Consider the following 13610-nt stretch of genomic DNA (forward strand, 5'->3'; position numbering starts at 1 on the left):
TCTCGAAACGTCGATTTCACGCCGAAACTGAAGTGTTGGGAGCGACAACTCCGCACATGGCCCGCGAAGTCAGACACACAGAACGGAGTCCACGGATAATCGACGAGGACGACATCGACGAAGAGAAGGGCGACATCGCAATCTGTCTCTGCGGACTGTCCGCCGAATATCCGTTCTGCGACGGGTCACACCGAGCGACCTACGACGAAGAATCGGATACGGTGTACCGATACGGGAACGGCGAGCGCCGGGAAATAGAAGAGCTGGTTTTCGCCGACGAGTAGCCCCTAACTGCACTGAAACAGTTACGCGTCCGAAACGAGTGACCGAACTCGTTTTTCGAGGTCGGCAAGGGGAACCGATTGTGGCGCAGTCGGCGGCGCTGACTGCTCACGGAACCCGGTTCCGGTCGCAATCGCAACGACGTAATCGCCCGTCGAAATCTCGCCCGATTTCGAAAGCTGGCGGATTCCCGCCAATGTGGTCGCAGAGGCGGGTTCGACGCAGATCCCCGCACGGCGGGCGAACTGCTGTTTCGCGTCGAGAATCTCGTTGTCCGAGACGGACAGCACCGCACCGCCCAGTTCACGAACTGCGGCGAGGACGCGGTTACCACTCGGCGGGTCGGAATTGGCAATCGAGTACGCGACGGTTTCACCGCCCTCGATAGAATCGACTTCCTCGGCATCGGCGCGAAATGCCTGTGCAATCGGGTCACAAGCGGCGGCCTGCACGAAATACAGTCGCGGAATCGAGTCGAGCAACTTCGCCTCGCGGAGTTCCCGAAGGGCTTTCCAGATGGCGCTCGCGTGGCCGCCGCTGCTGACCGGCGCGACGATTGCGTCTGGAGCGTTGGGGGAATCGGGTGACTTCGACGAATCCGCCACGAATCGGCCGTGACCGGTCGCAAACGCCTCGCAGATTTCCAGCGCCGTGGTCTTTTGCCCCGCCACGCGATACGGCGTATCGGAGTTGACGAACCGAATGCCCGGCAGTTCCAAACTGTCGTAGTATAGTTTTCCGTACTCCCCTTCGACCTGCACGAGTGTCGGGTCGTACTGGGCGATGTGTCCGAGGCGCTCCGGCGGAATGTCGTCGGGGACGAGGACGAGGCAGTTCACGCCTGCACTGGCCGACATCGCGGACATGCTCATCGCCATGTTTCCGTGCGAGACGGTGCCGACCCAGCCATCTCCGGCTTCCGTTGTCTCCAGCGCGCGGGCGACGCCGACCGCACTACCGCGGTCTTTGAACGTCCCTGTCGGATTGGCGCTCTCGTCTTTGACCCACAACTGACATCCGGCGTAGTCGTCCAATCGTTCGGTTCGAATCAGCGGCGTTCCGCCCGCCGCCAGACCGACGCCCGGTAGCGGTTCCGTCGGAAGCAACTCGCCGTAGCGCCAGAGTCCGGATTCGGGTGGGTTTGATGATTCGTCCGATTCCGTCCACGAAAAATCGCTCGCGTCGGTTTTCAGCCAGAGCGGTTCGCCGCACGCACAGCGCGCGCCGGTTTCCGTCTCCCTGCCGCAGTGATAACAGACGAGGGTCATCGAATCAGTTGCTCGTACTCCCGCTTCGCGCGCGTTGCCCCATCCAGAAGATAATCGGCGTCGATACCGACGACCTGAAAGTCGAACCCGGTTTCGGCCCATCGCTCGACGTCGGTGGGGTCAAGGGCGATGGTTCCGACCGCGGTGTCGGATTCGCCGACGGCGTCCAAAACAGCGGAAATCTCGGTGTCGAGGGAGTCCGTTTCGCCGAACCGACCGAGGGATGCCGAAAGGTCTGCCGGGCCGACGAACAGCGCATCGATGCCGTCCACCGCCGCAATCGAACCGGCGTGTCCGACGCCCTTTGCGGATTCTATCTGCACCATCACGAGGAGGTCGTCGTTCGCGCGTTCGAAGTAGTCACCCATTTCGAGTCCGTACTTCGCGGCTCGTGACCCGGCAACGCCTCGAACCCCTTCCGGCGGATAGCGCGTCGCTTTGACCACTGCGCGGGCCTGTTCCGCCGTTTGGATCATCGGCACGATAACACCGGAAACGCCGGTGTCGAGGACGCGCTTGATTCGGGTCGGGTCGTCGTCCGGTAGGCGGACGACAGGTTGCGTTTCACCGCTCGCCGCGTCTACCGCTCGAACGAGGTTTTCGACGGTTTCGAGCGACATAGACGAGTGTTCCGCGTCGATGACGACGAAATCGAATCCGAGTTCGGCGCTCATTTCTGCGACCGCCGGATGGCCGATTGTCACCCACGTCCCGACGACGGGGTCGCCCGCCCGCACTGCCTGCCTGAGTTCACTCATGGTTCTCCAAACGCTTGGCGGGCAAAAATAGCTATTCGGTCGGCGGTGTGGCTGATTTTTTCGCTCAGTCCGACCCTGTCACGCTGTAGATGACGAACAGGTATCCAATCGTCGAAACGCCGTAGTTCACGGTCAGCAGCACGCGACTGTTTTCGAAATCGTACAGAAACGCGCTGAACGTGGTTGCGATTGCGGCCGCGACGAGAATCGAAAAGCCGATGCAGAGGACGAGCATCGACCGACGATTGGTCTGTAAATACGCCCGCATCGCCAGTCCCACCATGGTAAGACCGGTCGCCGCGAGAACGGCACTGAGTACGATATAGGTGATTTCGATAACTTGCATCTGGTGAGTCGCCCTCGGTATTCGTCACCTACAATTCGGGCAATAGATTTAAATTTATTCAATACCGCAAGTCAGTAACTGGACTGGATGGTTCACCGATAGTTTTGATAGCGCATCGAACTGTTCGACGCACGATGCGCCACTTGCGACGACGCAGTCGTGTGTCACAGCTTCGACAGCAGATTCACCGACTGTGATGCTGAGGTCGTAGTAGTCGGATTTGTAGCCAAAACTTCCGGCCATGCCACAACACTCCACGTCGGTCGTCTCGACCTCGTAGCCGAATCGGGAGAGGACGGCGACGGTGTACGGTTCGAGGCCGAGCGTTCGCGCTTGACAGTGGGCGTGGTAGGTGACTTGCTCTTTGGCTCCGGCTTCGGCATCGGACTCCGAGGCCGAGGCCGAAAGCGCGTCCGGATTGGCACCGTTTTCCAGCAATCCGTAAATATACTCGAACAGTTCGTAGCTGTTCTCGCCGAGACGGTCGAAATCGGACGCGGACAGCAGATTCTCGTAATCCCGTCGGAACATGGCGAGGTCGCTCGGTTCGATGACGACCACGTCCCGATTCGAATCGAGATGCGGCGCAAGTTCGTCCGAAAGTGCCCGAGCGTTGCTTCGCGCCGTTTCGACCATGCCTTGCGAGAGCGGCGCGCGACCGGTCGGCGGCAAAGATGGAATCCGTACCGAAACCCCGAGCGATTCGAGGACTCGCACGGCGACTTTGCCCCGCTCAACGAGAATGTAGTTCGTGTAGGGGTCGGGATACAGAATCGCTTCGCGCTCCACCGATTCCGCGTTCGTCTCTGTTTCCGCATCCACGTGGAGTGGTTCGCGGTCCGCGAACCACTCAACCAGCGTCTCGCGTTGAAACTCCGGCAGTTCCCGTCGTGGGTCGATGCCGAACGCCCACGACAGAAATTGTCGAGTCGCCGTCGAACCGGCGACCCAGTTCGAAACCGGAGCGAAACGACTCCCGAATTTGGCGAGCGTCGAGAAGTTGCCGAACAGTTGCTTTCCCCCGTCGAGAGAGGCGGTTTCGTCGTCCGGCAGGAGTCCGTGGTACACCGAATCGAGATTGTCACTACCATCGCGGTTGATTCGGTCGCGGATGGCAGTGTTTATCCACGGAATATCTATTTCGACCGGACAGGCGTTCACACAGCGAGAACAGCCGGTGCAGAGGTCGTTGAACTCGCCCGCGCTGTCGAGGCCGTAAACCCCTGCCTCCCATCCGGTTGCGATTCCGCCGGTGTACGTTTCGCCGCCGAAGGCGTGGCCGCCGACGTGCTGGAAGTTCGCACAAGAGTTTGCACAGGCACCACAGCGCACGCAGTACAGCGTCTCGCGGAGGACATCGTCGTCACGCATGGCCATCCGACCGTTGTCCAACAGGACGAGATGGAAATCGCGGTCAGCGTCCGAATCGGTCACCGTTTCGACCGGCGGCGTCAAAAACGACACGTAGGAGGTGATGTCCTGTCCGGTCGCGGAGCGCCCGATGAGTTCCACGAAGGGTTGTAAGTCGCTGATGGTGGGTACCAACTTTTCGACGCCTGCTATTGCGATGTGCGTATCCGGCGCGCTTGCCGTCTTTCTGGCGTTTCCCTCGCTGGTGACGAGCGCAAGCGTTCCGGTTTCCGCGGCGACGAAGTTCGCACCAGTGAGGCCAACGTCAGCAGTGCTGATTTTCTCGCCGAGGTAGTTGCTGGCGAACGCCGTGAGGCCTTCCGCGGTTTCGAGCGGTTCGTCCGGGTCGAAATGGCCGTTGAACAGTCGCGCGATGTCCTCGCGGGAACGGTGAATAGCGGGCGCGACGAGATGCGACGGTGCTTCGTCGGCTACCTGCAAGACGAACTCCCCGAGGTCGGTTTCGTACACGTCGATTCCCGATTCCGCGAGATGGTCGTTGACCTCGATTTCCTCCCCCGTCATCGTCTTGCTCTTGACGAGCAGTTCGGCGTCGGCGTCATCTGCGACTTCCGCAATGTACCGATTCGCATCCTCCGCATCGTCCGCGAGATAGACGGTTCCGCCGTTGGCTTCGACCGATTTCCGCACGGTTTCGACCAATTCCGGCAGGCGCTCGATTGCATCTTCCTTGATGCTTCTGGCTCGGGACTTCAGTTCCTCGTACTGTTCGAGTTCCGCGGTTGACTCGTATCGTCCGTCGTTGAACGTTCGCGTATTTGTTTCGACGCTCCGTCCCTCGGTCGCTAGTAGATTTCGGATGCTGTCGGCTTTGTCCGTCATCGGTCGGAAAGCAGGATAACGTGGACGTTTTTCGGCCCGTGGACGCCGTGAACGAGCGCCCCCATATCGGCGGTTGCGCTCGCTCCGGTTGCGAAGATTGCGCTTCCACCGGATTCTGCAATCGCTTCTAGCCGGTCGAACGCACCGGTCATACCGGGAACCACGTCACTCTCGGCGACGACGGCGACGTGGTGGTTGGGATGAAGGCTAACTCGCTCCTCGCCTGCCGAAGTCGGCTGAATCACGACGGTTCCGTAATCTGCGATTGCGAGGCTGGCGTGCGTGACGCCTGTTTTCGCGTTTTCGAGGGCGTCAACAGTCGAATCGCGTGCGCCGAATCGAGGAATTGAATCGGGGAGCGAAATGCCGTCGAACGGCAGTTCCGTCCCCAGTGCAGGTTCGACGACGGCGTCCGAGAGTGCCCGGCCGAACTCGGCCGTCGTCGTTCGGGTAAATCCGACATCGAGTTCCCGCAGGGAGTCTCGAAAAGTCGAGACGGTGTCGGCAGACATGGCACAACGTGGCGCGTTCTCGAATAAATAGTTACGGGCGATGCAGCGCCTCCGCGACTTTTTCGATGGGATGCGGCGGACGCGTACCGATGTCTTCGAGTTGGGTTCGACAGGACGTGCCGGGCGCGACGACGGTTTCGGCGTCGCTCGCTTCCACCTGTTCGAACAGGATTCGCCCGATTGCCTGCGAGAGGTCGTACTGTTCGGCACGGTAGCCGAAACTCCCCGCCATGCCACAGCATCCCGAATCGAGGGGGGCAACCTCGTATCCTGCTCTGCGGAGCACGCCGACGGCGTGATGGTCGCTTCGAATCGCCTTCTGGTTGCAGTGGCCGTGGTAGGCGAGCGATTCGTCAACCTCCCGAAACCGGATTCCGTCGTCCAGCCGTTTTTTGTCGAGAAATTCACAGACGCTGAAGGTGTTCGCCGCGACCAACTCGACCATCGATTCGGTCACCAAATCGGTGTACTCGTCCTGAAACATCACCACGTCGGAGGGTTCCACGAAGACCACAGACCAGCCGTCTTCGACGCGGTTTTCGAGGGCCGAAACGTTCGTTTCGGCCCGTTCGCGCGCTTTATCGAGGAAGCCTTCCGAATAGGCGGCGCGACCACTTGGTGCGAGATTATTTGGAACTCGGACGTGAACTCCCGCCGCTTCGAGCACGCGAACGGCGGCTTTTCCGGGTTCCGGATAGCTGTAGTTGGTGAACGTGTCCGGAACGAACAGCACTCGCTCGGTGGCGATTTCGCGGGAGATTCGCGGCCCGCGCGATTCAAACCAGTCGGTGAACGTCTCGCGTGTGAATCGCGGGAGGTCGCGCTCCGCGGCGATTCCGAGCGCTTTTTGGGCGAGCAGTCCGGCACCCGGTAGTTTCGTGGCCCAGTTCGAAACCGGCGCGAGCGCGCTTCCGAGGGCGGACGCGCGCTCCGCCTCGGCGAAGAATTTGTCCCGCAAACTCGCACCCTGTTTCCGGTGGCTGGCGTGTTTCACCTCGGCTTTCAGCTTTGCGAGGTCTACTCCGGTCGGACAATCTCGGGCACAGCCCTTACAACCTAAACAGAGGTCTAACACTTCTTCCTGAAATCGGTCGGTGTACAGCTCTTCGGTCGGAATCTCGCCGCTGATGGCGGCCCGGAGGAGGTTCGCCCGCCCGCGCGTGGTCGTCATCTCGTCCTTCATGCCACGGTAGGACGGACACATCGTTTCGCTTCCCGTTTGTCGGCAGGTGCCACAGCCGTTACACAGTTCCACGAGATGCGAGAAGCCGCCTTCGTCGGAGAAATCCTGTACCGTTCTCGGTTCGATGGAGGCGTATTCGGGGCCGTATCGGAGGTTTTTGCGCATATCTGCCTCATCCTTGCGGAACACCACTTTCCCCGGATTCAGCCGCCACTCCGGGTCGAACGCGGTTTTGAGTTCCTTGAACGCCGTCCAAAGCTGTGGCCCGTACAGTTTCGGATTGAATTCGGTTCGGGCGAGTCCGTCCCCGTGCTCGCCCGAAAACGCTCCGTTGTGGGTGAGAACGAGCGACGTCACGTCCTCCGCGATGGAGTGCATCGTCTCGATTCCGTCCTCGTCTTTCAGATTCAGAATCGGTCGAATATGGAGCGTTCCGCTTCCGGCGTGGGCGAAGTAAGCCGCCGTGGTGCCGTGGTCTTCTAGAATCGCCATGAACTCGCGGACGTACTCGGCCAACTCTTCGGGCGGCACCGAGGCGTCTTCGATGAAGGGGTAGGGTTTCGGGTCGCCGTCCATGCTCATCAGGAGCGGAATCGCGGCTTTACGGAGTTTCCAGAGGCGCGCTTGGTCGTCGTCCGAATAGGCTTCCAGCACGTCGAAGGCGTCTCCGGCGTGGACGAAATGCGCGTTCGTCTCCGCGATGGCCTCCTCGAAATCCGAGTGCAGTTCGGAGTCGAACTCAAGCATCAATCCCGCTTCCGCCGTTTCCGGAATCGGTTCGGCGTACTCCGCAAATTCGGTCGATTCGCGGGCCAGTCGAAACACCTCGTCGTCCATCAACTCGACTGCGCTCACGTCGAAATCGAGCGCGTCGGGAACCGCCGACAGCGCCGAAACGAGGTCGTCGTAGCAGTAGAGCGCGAGCGCGGTTTGTTCGGGCCGCGTCACCAAATCCAGCGCCGCGCGGACGACGACGCCAAGCGTGCCTTCCGCTCCGACGAACAGTGCAGAGAGGTTGATGTACGTCTCGCCGTCGCGCTCGGACACGACTTTGTGGAGGTTGTATCCGCTGACTGAGCGTTTCAGCGTCGGATAGCGTGATTCGATTTCGTCCTCGTTTTCCGAAACCAGCTTTCGGACGGTTCGGTACAGTTCGGCTTCCTTGTCGTCTTTGCCGACGATTTCGTCCCACTCCGCGCCACCGACCTCGATTTCGCGCGTGTGAATCAGCGACCCGTCAGCCAGTACCACCTCCAGCTCCGCGGTGTAGGCGTTGGTGATGCCGTATCGAACGGAGTGCGCCCCGGTCGAGTTGTTGCCGATACCGCCGCCGATTGTCGCCCGGTTCGAGGACGCGGGGTCGGGTGCGAACTTCAGTCCCCATCGGTGGAGGTGGTCGTCCAAATCGTCTTGCACGACGCCGGGTTCGACGGTGGCCCGTTTCGAATCCGGGTCAACGTCGAGGATTTCGTCCATGTCGCGCGAAAAGTCGAGAACGACACACCCCGGGCCGACCGACTGTCCCGCGAGCGACGACCCGGCACCGCGCGGGAGAATCGGCGTGTCGAACTCCGCGGCGATTCGAACTGCGGCCTGTACGTCCTCGATGCAGGTTGGAAAGACGACGCCGACAGGTCGGGCTTGGTAGATACTCCCGTCGGTGGCGTAGAGTATCTGCGTGTACTCGTCGAAGCGAACGTCGCCATCGACGGCAGAGCGGAGGTCTGACGCGAGTTCGGGGCGTTCGTCTGCGGGGTCGTGGCCGAGCGACTCTCGGTGCGTTTCGAAGTCGGGATTTTCGTCCCGTGTTGCCATGGTAGACAAAACCATACATGGCGACATAAATCCGATGCAGATTCCGAGGTCGAAAATTTAAAAAGATATATCTGACTGTTGCCGGAGTGATTTTCACAGATTTGCTCGCCCTGTCGGTGTCGGACAGTCGTAGTCGTGGTGTCACCGGACGACGCAATCCAAATTTCGCGTGGTTTCCACGCGAGATGTGACGGTCGGGAAACTATCTTCGCAGTTTGGATAGAGCGGGAAAATATCGTTTGAACAACAATTTTAGCTGCCAGAGAAGACGGGAGAATCGGACATATAAATCGCAAGCAAGCGGTCTGGTGCCCTCTGTTTGGCCATCACTCTTTTGTCTATTGCATGAATCTGTAGTATTAGGGAGAACCATGCACGACCTGACTGGTTTCCAGCGAGACTTGCTGTACGTCATCGCTGGACTAGACGAACCTCACGGACTCGCTATCAAAGAAGAACTCGAAGCCTACTACGAGAAAGAGATTCATCACGGGCGACTATACCCGAATCTCGATTCGCTCGTGGATAAAGGACTGGTGGAGAAAGGCCAGCGCGACCGCCGAACGAACTACTACACGCTCACGCGTCGCGGCGCACGAGAAATCGAAGCGCGCCGGGAGTGGGAAGAACAGTACGTCGGCGAAGACGTGTCCCAAACGCAGACCGTTTAGGGGGACAGTGCGGTGCCGAGAACGGCGGCGTTTAACGCTCTCACGTTGCCGAACACCGGATTTGCCTCGTCGAGCACGTAGCTATCGCCGGATTCTACGAGTATACCGAGATTTGCGAGTCGTTCGACGTGCATCCACACCGATTTTCTGGACAACCCAACGAGTTCGTGGAGGTCGTCCTGTGTGATTTTTTCGTCCATCTCCATCGAGAGCAGTGCGTCCAACATCAGGCGAACCGCCTCCGGACTTGCGATGTCGTGGAAACCGTCTTCCGAACCGTGTTCGTCCGCAGTGACGCGCAGACGCTCCGCAGTCTGGGCAACGACGCTTTCTGCGTTCGGACGGTAGGCATCGTCTTCTTCCCGAAATACGTCGAGCGCGACGAGGTATTCCAAGCTCTGTTCGACAGTTTCCTCGCTCTGGTCGAGTTCGTGTGCGAGTTCCTCCGCCTCCCACTCGCCGCCGGTCGCGGCGGCGAGACGAACCAGTTCGCGGGTGGCGGTGTCGCGGGTCAAAAAGAGCCATCCGGAAGGATACGTTAGTCGTGCCTCTCGAATGCCGTCTTCGTCTGCGAGTTCCCACATCTCGTCTCGGTTGTGGGCAGTGCGGAGAGTCCAATCGTGGGCATCTGCGTGAAGCGCCATTGGTTTTCATCTATGCGTAAAGGTATTTAATGTTGTACTCCTGCACCTGCGTCAGGTCGATGTCGATTCGCACGAAACAGTCCACGAAATCCCCGAACAGTCGGAGAGGCGGTGATACATGGCGAGTAACCCCGCAGAGCGCGTGTCGGGAAGTACGTGCAGTTCGACTGACTCGTACCTGACAACGACGCGAAACGTCGTGTCTCGGTCGTGATCGCGGACGAGATACATCGGTACCGGCAGGTCGAACCAGTCGCCGTAGGTGTACGGTTCGGATTCCAGTACGTCCTGTACGACCGCGGTCAGGCGCTCTTCCGAGCAGTCCGAACCGGGCGACAGGCGAAAGATAGTCTCCCCCTCGTAGCGGACGCCGCCGCCGCGCGGATACGTCCGTCGCGGGCGGTGCGGAATCGAAAACGATGGGTCGCTATCGTCTACCATCTTCACGAAATATGCCGTCATCGGTTAAATAGTTCAGCCACGGGAGCGAACGAAAATCGCGGCTCCCGAGACGAGTAGTACCGCGACGACGTGTCCGACGAGGGCGAAGACGAGCAGGTCGTAGCCCCACACGAACGGAACGAGGACGAGTTGAAGCAGAGAGAATCCGATGACGAGCGCATCGACTGCCCGAAGATGCGCGCGAGTTTCGCCGTCGGTCGGATGCCGAACTGCGATCCAGAACCCGGTGACGCTGGCCCACCACGCGGTTCCGATTCGGTAGCAGACGTCCCAGAGGACGAGCAAGGTGAGAACCACCGCCGGAATCGGCGGTTCGGTTCCGAGCACCGATTCGAACAGTGGCGTCCCGCCCTGCCGCGGATTGTAGACGAACAGGTAGGTAACCAGTCCGATGTAGGACAGCAGGCCGAGAACCACCTCGATGCTCGACCCGAACAGCAGTTTTCGGTAGGCGGCGGGCGTCGAAAGCGTTCGAATCCGCCGCGCAATCGTGAGCATCAGCGCGCTTCCGGCAGTGGCGATGACGACCGCCGCAGTTCCGGCGAGGAAACCACTCCAGAGGTCGTAGCGCCACACGAGGAGTAAGAGTAGTCCTTCGAAAAGAACGAACTGAACGGTCAGCGCGAGCCAATCGGGAAGCGTCACGCCCGGAATCGCGTCCACGATGCTCTCGTACGTCCACTGATACGGCCCGCGCTCCGCTTGGCTCATTCCATCCGCCGGATTCGTCTGCTCTATCCGATTCGTCCGGCTCATGAGACCGCTTGTCTGACTGCTTCCTCGAATGGAGTCAGTTCGACTGGGACGATGGAGCGAATCCGATCGTCTTCGACCACAGTGCGCGTTTTCAGGCCGAGGATGAGCGGATGGGCGACGTCTTTCGGCACGTCCGTCACGAGGTCAACCCAGTAGGCGGACAGCTTCGGTGTCAGGACGGGAACCGGAACCATCGTCGCTTTCTTGTCGAGGATTTCGCCCGTCGTCAGCACCATCTCGCCGTAGGTTAGCACGTCCGGGCCGCCGATTTCGAACGTCTCGCCAGCCGCATCTGAACTGTCGAGCACGCCGACCAGGTACGCGACGACATCGTCGATGGCGATTGGTTGACACTCGGTTCTGACCCACTGCGGGGTAATCATCAGCGGGAGACGCTCCGCCAACTGCTGGACGATTCGAAAACTCACGCTATCGTCCCCGATGATGATGGCCGCCCGAAGGACGGTGAGGTCGTAATCACCGTTTGCGAGGATATGCTCCACCTCGCGCCGTGATTTGAGATGGTCGGAGAGCGTCGCTCGCTCGCCACCGAGGCCGCTGAGGTAGACGACGCGCGAAACGTTCGTTCCGCGCGCCGCGTCCACGAAGTTTCTGGCCGCGTTGCGGTCTTGCTGCATGAAATCACCATCTTCGCCCATCGAGTGGACGAGGTAGTACGCGGCATCGATTCCGTCGAAAATTCCGTCGAGACTGTCTCGGTCGTTCAAATCACCCTCTACTACCGAAACCCCGTCTGGCGGGTCGTAAGACGAGGCGTCACGAACCAGTGCGGTCACGGCGTTGCCGTCTGCGAGGAGTTCGGGGACGAGGTGGCGGCCGACGAATCCAGTCGCCCCGGCGACGAGTACCGTCATTATCCACAGTGGGTTCGCTATCGTCCAAAAGCTATCGGGCAACCCGTGAGGTTATGGCTTGGGAGTGTGATATTTTCGTATGGATTGGCTCTTCGTCGTCGCCGTTGCGCTCCTCCTCGCTGGCGTCCTTGGAAGCATCCTGCCGCTTCTCCCGGCGGTTCCGCTGTCGCTCGCCGGAATCTACGCTTACTGGTGGGGAACTGTCTTTTCCGAACCCGGCCTCCTGTTCGTCGCCGGAGCGACGATTGTGGGTGTTATCGCATTCGTCGGAGAGCATACCGCGAGCGCCGTTTCGGCCAAAGCGAGTGGTGGGTCACTCTGGAGCGCGCTCGCCGCAGGTATCGTGGGAGTGGCCGCGCTCCTGACTACCGGCCCGGTCGGAATGGTCATCGGTGTCGCACTCGCTACGTTCGCAGTCGAGTTCTATCGCACACAGGACGCGAAAAAAGGCGCGAAAACCGCAACCTACGCGGTGGCTGGACTGCTTGCGTCGGCGGTGTTCCAACTGCTGGTTACGGGGTCGTTGCTCGTCGGATTCGTCGTTGCAGTGTTAGTTTGAGGTCGATTGTTACTGATTGACCATGTTTTTGTCGATTGGTCACGTTCCTGTGGAATATGCGCGTAACTCCCGCCCTGCTGGTTGCCTTCCTCGTCGTCTGCTCGGGTTGTATGGGCCTCGGAATAAACTCGGACGGGCCGATGCAGTCTCCCGACCAATCCGGCGACCAGTCGGCGACAGCAGGAACTGCGACGCAAGAAACGACCAACGCGGAGGAGAACGTCTCCGCTTCGTTCGTGACGAACGGCGAGCGAACGAACGTGACGCTGGAAGTGGCAAACTCGCCCGACGAACGCTCGCAAGGATTGATGCATCGTGAGTCTCTGCCGGAAAATCACGGCATGGTGTTCGTCTTTGATGAGGCACAGCCACAGACGTTCTGGATGAAAAACACGCCGCTCCCGCTCGACATCATCTTCATTTCGGCGGACGGCACCGTCATCAACGTCGAACAGGCAGACCCACAACCGAACGCGAGCGATTTGGAACTCGACCGTTATTCGAGCGACGAACCCGCAAAATACGTGGTCGAGATGCGTCAAGGATTCGCAAACCGGGAGGGAATCGAATCGGGAACGACGTTCGTCTTCGATGGGGAGCGTCCGACGACCGAAAACTGAGCTATCGAACTGTCTGCTGAAAGTCGAATTTATTTTCTTCAATCTAATTGGTGATTCAGAACTGTTACCCCATCGCACGGCGTACAGAACGCAGAGATGAACGGAATGGAGATTCGACCCGCGAACGAGGGGGATTTCGGCGCGATTCGGCGAATCGCACACCGAGCATGGGACGAAGCCTACGACGACATCCTAGACGAGGACATCATTACAGAAACCGTGTCGTCGTGGTACTCGAACGAATCGCTTTCCGACGCGCTCGACAGGCCCGGAACGGCGTTTCTCGTTGCAGTCACGGACGACGAACTCGTCGGATTCTGTCACGCCGTGTTCTACGAGGACGAAGGCGACGTACTCCGACTCTACGTAGACCCGGACGACTGGGGAAACGGGGTGGGAACCGCATTACACGAGCGCCTCCGCGAGGACTTCAACGACTTCAACACGAAACGGATGAACGCTATGGTGCTCGCGGACAACGACATCGGCAACGAGTTTTACAAACGATTGGGCTTCGAGAAAACCGACGAGGCATCGGTCGAACTCGGTGGCAAAGAGTACGCCGAGAACGTCTACACCTACGCATTCTAAGCATCGCACGACGAA

General features: G+C 59.7%; 15 protein-coding genes. 5 read left to right on the forward strand and 10 right to left on the reverse strand.

Translation table 11 applies throughout. The features are described from left to right. Positions 1-56: 56 nt before the first annotated feature. The gene (locus HL45_RS15960; RefSeq protein ID WP_049972192.1) at positions 57-284 is read left to right on the forward strand and encodes a CDGSH iron-sulfur domain-containing protein; all 228 of its coding nucleotides are present in this window, start codon (positions 57-59) and stop codon (positions 282-284) included. Between the two features lie 21 nt (positions 285-305). Here HL45_RS15960 and HL45_RS15965 read toward each other — a convergent pair whose 3' ends face one another. From HL45_RS15965 to HL45_RS15990, 6 genes are all read right to left on the reverse strand, one after another. Then, positions 306-1550 carry a threonine synthase gene (locus HL45_RS15965; protein ID WP_049972193.1) on the reverse strand — a complete coding sequence of 415 codons (1245 nt, stop codon included), beginning with the start codon at positions 1548-1550 and terminating at the stop codon, positions 306-308. Then, positions 1547-2308: an HpcH/HpaI aldolase family protein gene (locus HL45_RS15970; RefSeq protein ID WP_049972194.1), complete on the reverse strand. Its 762-nt coding sequence runs from the start codon at positions 2306-2308 to the stop codon at positions 1547-1549. Before HL45_RS15970 ends, HL45_RS15965 begins: the two co-directional genes overlap by 4 nt. A gap of 64 nt (positions 2309-2372) precedes the next feature. Beyond that, positions 2373-2654 (reverse strand): DUF7521 family protein, encoded by a 282-nt coding sequence (locus HL45_RS15975; protein ID WP_049972195.1) that lies wholly within the window; start codon positions 2652-2654, stop codon positions 2373-2375. Between the two features lie 54 nt (positions 2655-2708). Continuing rightward, positions 2709-4907 (reverse strand): LUD domain-containing protein, encoded by a 2199-nt coding sequence (locus tag HL45_RS15980; protein ID WP_049972196.1) that lies wholly within the window; start codon positions 4905-4907, stop codon positions 2709-2711. Then, positions 4904-5419: an LUD domain-containing protein gene (locus HL45_RS15985; protein WP_049972197.1), complete on the reverse strand. Its 516-nt coding sequence runs from the start codon at positions 5417-5419 to the stop codon at positions 4904-4906. The genes HL45_RS15980 and HL45_RS15985 overlap by 4 nt, the downstream gene beginning before the upstream one ends. Before the next feature lie 31 nt (positions 5420-5450). Further along, positions 5451-8417 carry an FAD-binding and (Fe-S)-binding domain-containing protein gene (locus tag HL45_RS15990; protein WP_049972198.1) on the reverse strand — a complete coding sequence of 989 codons (2967 nt, stop codon included), beginning with the start codon at positions 8415-8417 and terminating at the stop codon, positions 5451-5453. A gap of 371 nt (positions 8418-8788) precedes the next feature. Here HL45_RS15990 and HL45_RS15995 point away from each other — a divergent pair, with 371 nt between their 5' ends. After that, on the forward strand, positions 8789-9088 hold the full coding sequence (locus tag HL45_RS15995) for a PadR family transcriptional regulator (RefSeq protein WP_049972199.1): 300 nt from the start codon (positions 8789-8791) through the stop codon (positions 9086-9088). On the opposite strand, the gene HL45_RS16000 is transcribed toward HL45_RS15995, so the two are convergent. From HL45_RS16000 to HL45_RS16015, 4 genes are read right to left on the reverse strand one after another with little or no spacing between them, the layout of a single operon-like run. Next, the gene (locus tag HL45_RS16000) at positions 9085-9732 is read right to left on the reverse strand and encodes a hypothetical protein (RefSeq protein ID WP_233274816.1); all 648 of its coding nucleotides are present in this window, start codon (positions 9730-9732) and stop codon (positions 9085-9087) included. The genes HL45_RS15995 and HL45_RS16000 overlap by 4 nt on opposite strands. 51 nt (positions 9733-9783) lie before the next feature. After that, on the reverse strand, positions 9784-10173 hold the full coding sequence (locus tag HL45_RS16005) for a hypothetical protein (protein ID WP_049972200.1): 390 nt from the start codon (positions 10171-10173) through the stop codon (positions 9784-9786). Positions 10174-10206: 33 nt separating this feature from the next. Beyond that, positions 10207-10905, reverse strand: coding sequence for a DUF7530 family protein (locus tag HL45_RS16010; protein WP_049972468.1), 699 nt, complete (start codon positions 10903-10905; stop codon positions 10207-10209). A gap of 41 nt (positions 10906-10946) precedes the next feature. Beyond that, complete coding sequence (locus HL45_RS16015; protein WP_049972201.1) at positions 10947-11825, reverse strand: NAD(P)H-binding protein; 879 nt, start codon at positions 11823-11825, stop codon at positions 10947-10949. A 79-nt stretch (positions 11826-11904) separates the two neighbouring features. On the opposite strand from HL45_RS16015, the gene HL45_RS16020 reads away from it, so the two are divergent. The 3 genes from HL45_RS16020 to HL45_RS16030 all read left to right on the forward strand — a co-directional run bounded on the left by HL45_RS16020 (position 11905) and on the right by HL45_RS16030 (position 13595). Continuing rightward, complete coding sequence (locus HL45_RS16020; protein ID WP_049972202.1) at positions 11905-12384, forward strand: DUF456 domain-containing protein; 480 nt, start codon at positions 11905-11907, stop codon at positions 12382-12384. Positions 12385-12440: 56 nt separating this feature from the next. After that, entirely contained in the window at positions 12441-13004 is a 564-nt protein-coding gene (locus HL45_RS16025; protein WP_049972203.1) for a DUF192 domain-containing protein, read from the forward strand. A gap of 105 nt (positions 13005-13109) precedes the next feature. After that, positions 13110-13595, forward strand: a complete 486-nt coding sequence (locus tag HL45_RS16030; protein ID WP_049972469.1) for a GNAT family N-acetyltransferase — start codon at positions 13110-13112, stop codon at positions 13593-13595. Positions 13596-13610 lie beyond the last annotated feature (15 nt).

Origin of the sequence: Haladaptatus cibarius D43 (genome assembly GCF_000710615.1) — an archaeon.
GTDB classification, from domain to species: domain Archaea; phylum Halobacteriota; class Halobacteria; order Halobacteriales; family Haladaptataceae; genus Haladaptatus; species Haladaptatus cibarius.

Coding starts and splice junctions, on each gene's coding strand:
- HL45_RS15965 (WP_049972193.1), bottom strand. CDS start 1,550: ATGACCCTCGTCTGTTATCACTGCGGCAGGGAGACGGAAACCGGCGCG.
- HL45_RS16000 (WP_233274816.1), bottom strand. CDS start 9,732: ATGGCGCTTCACGCAGATGCCCACGATTGGACTCTCCGCACTGCCCAC.
- HL45_RS15980 (WP_049972196.1), bottom strand. CDS start 4,907: ATGACGGACAAAGCCGACAGCATCCGAAATCTACTAGCGACCGAGGGA.
- HL45_RS16010 (WP_049972468.1), bottom strand. CDS start 10,905: ATGAGCCAAGCGGAGCGCGGGCCGTATCAGTGGACGTACGAGAGCATC.
- HL45_RS16020 (WP_049972202.1), top strand. CDS start 11,905: ATGGATTGGCTCTTCGTCGTCGCCGTTGCGCTCCTCCTCGCTGGCGTC.
- HL45_RS16025 (WP_049972203.1), top strand. CDS start 12,441: ATGCGCGTAACTCCCGCCCTGCTGGTTGCCTTCCTCGTCGTCTGCTCG.
- HL45_RS15970 (WP_049972194.1), bottom strand. CDS start 2,308: ATGAGTGAACTCAGGCAGGCAGTGCGGGCGGGCGACCCCGTCGTCGGG.
- HL45_RS16005 (WP_049972200.1), bottom strand. CDS start 10,173: ATGGTAGACGATAGCGACCCATCGTTTTCGATTCCGCACCGCCCGCGA.
- HL45_RS15975 (WP_049972195.1), bottom strand. CDS start 2,654: ATGCAAGTTATCGAAATCACCTATATCGTACTCAGTGCCGTTCTCGCG.
- HL45_RS15960 (WP_049972192.1), top strand. CDS start 57: ATGGCCCGCGAAGTCAGACACACAGAACGGAGTCCACGGATAATCGAC.
- HL45_RS15995 (WP_049972199.1), top strand. CDS start 8,789: ATGCACGACCTGACTGGTTTCCAGCGAGACTTGCTGTACGTCATCGCT.
- HL45_RS15985 (WP_049972197.1), bottom strand. CDS start 5,419: ATGTCTGCCGACACCGTCTCGACTTTTCGAGACTCCCTGCGGGAACTC.
- HL45_RS15990 (WP_049972198.1), bottom strand. CDS start 8,417: ATGGCAACACGGGACGAAAATCCCGACTTCGAAACGCACCGAGAGTCG.
- HL45_RS16015 (WP_049972201.1), bottom strand. CDS start 11,825: ATGACGGTACTCGTCGCCGGGGCGACTGGATTCGTCGGCCGCCACCTC.
- HL45_RS16030 (WP_049972469.1), top strand. CDS start 13,110: ATGGAGATTCGACCCGCGAACGAGGGGGATTTCGGCGCGATTCGGCGA.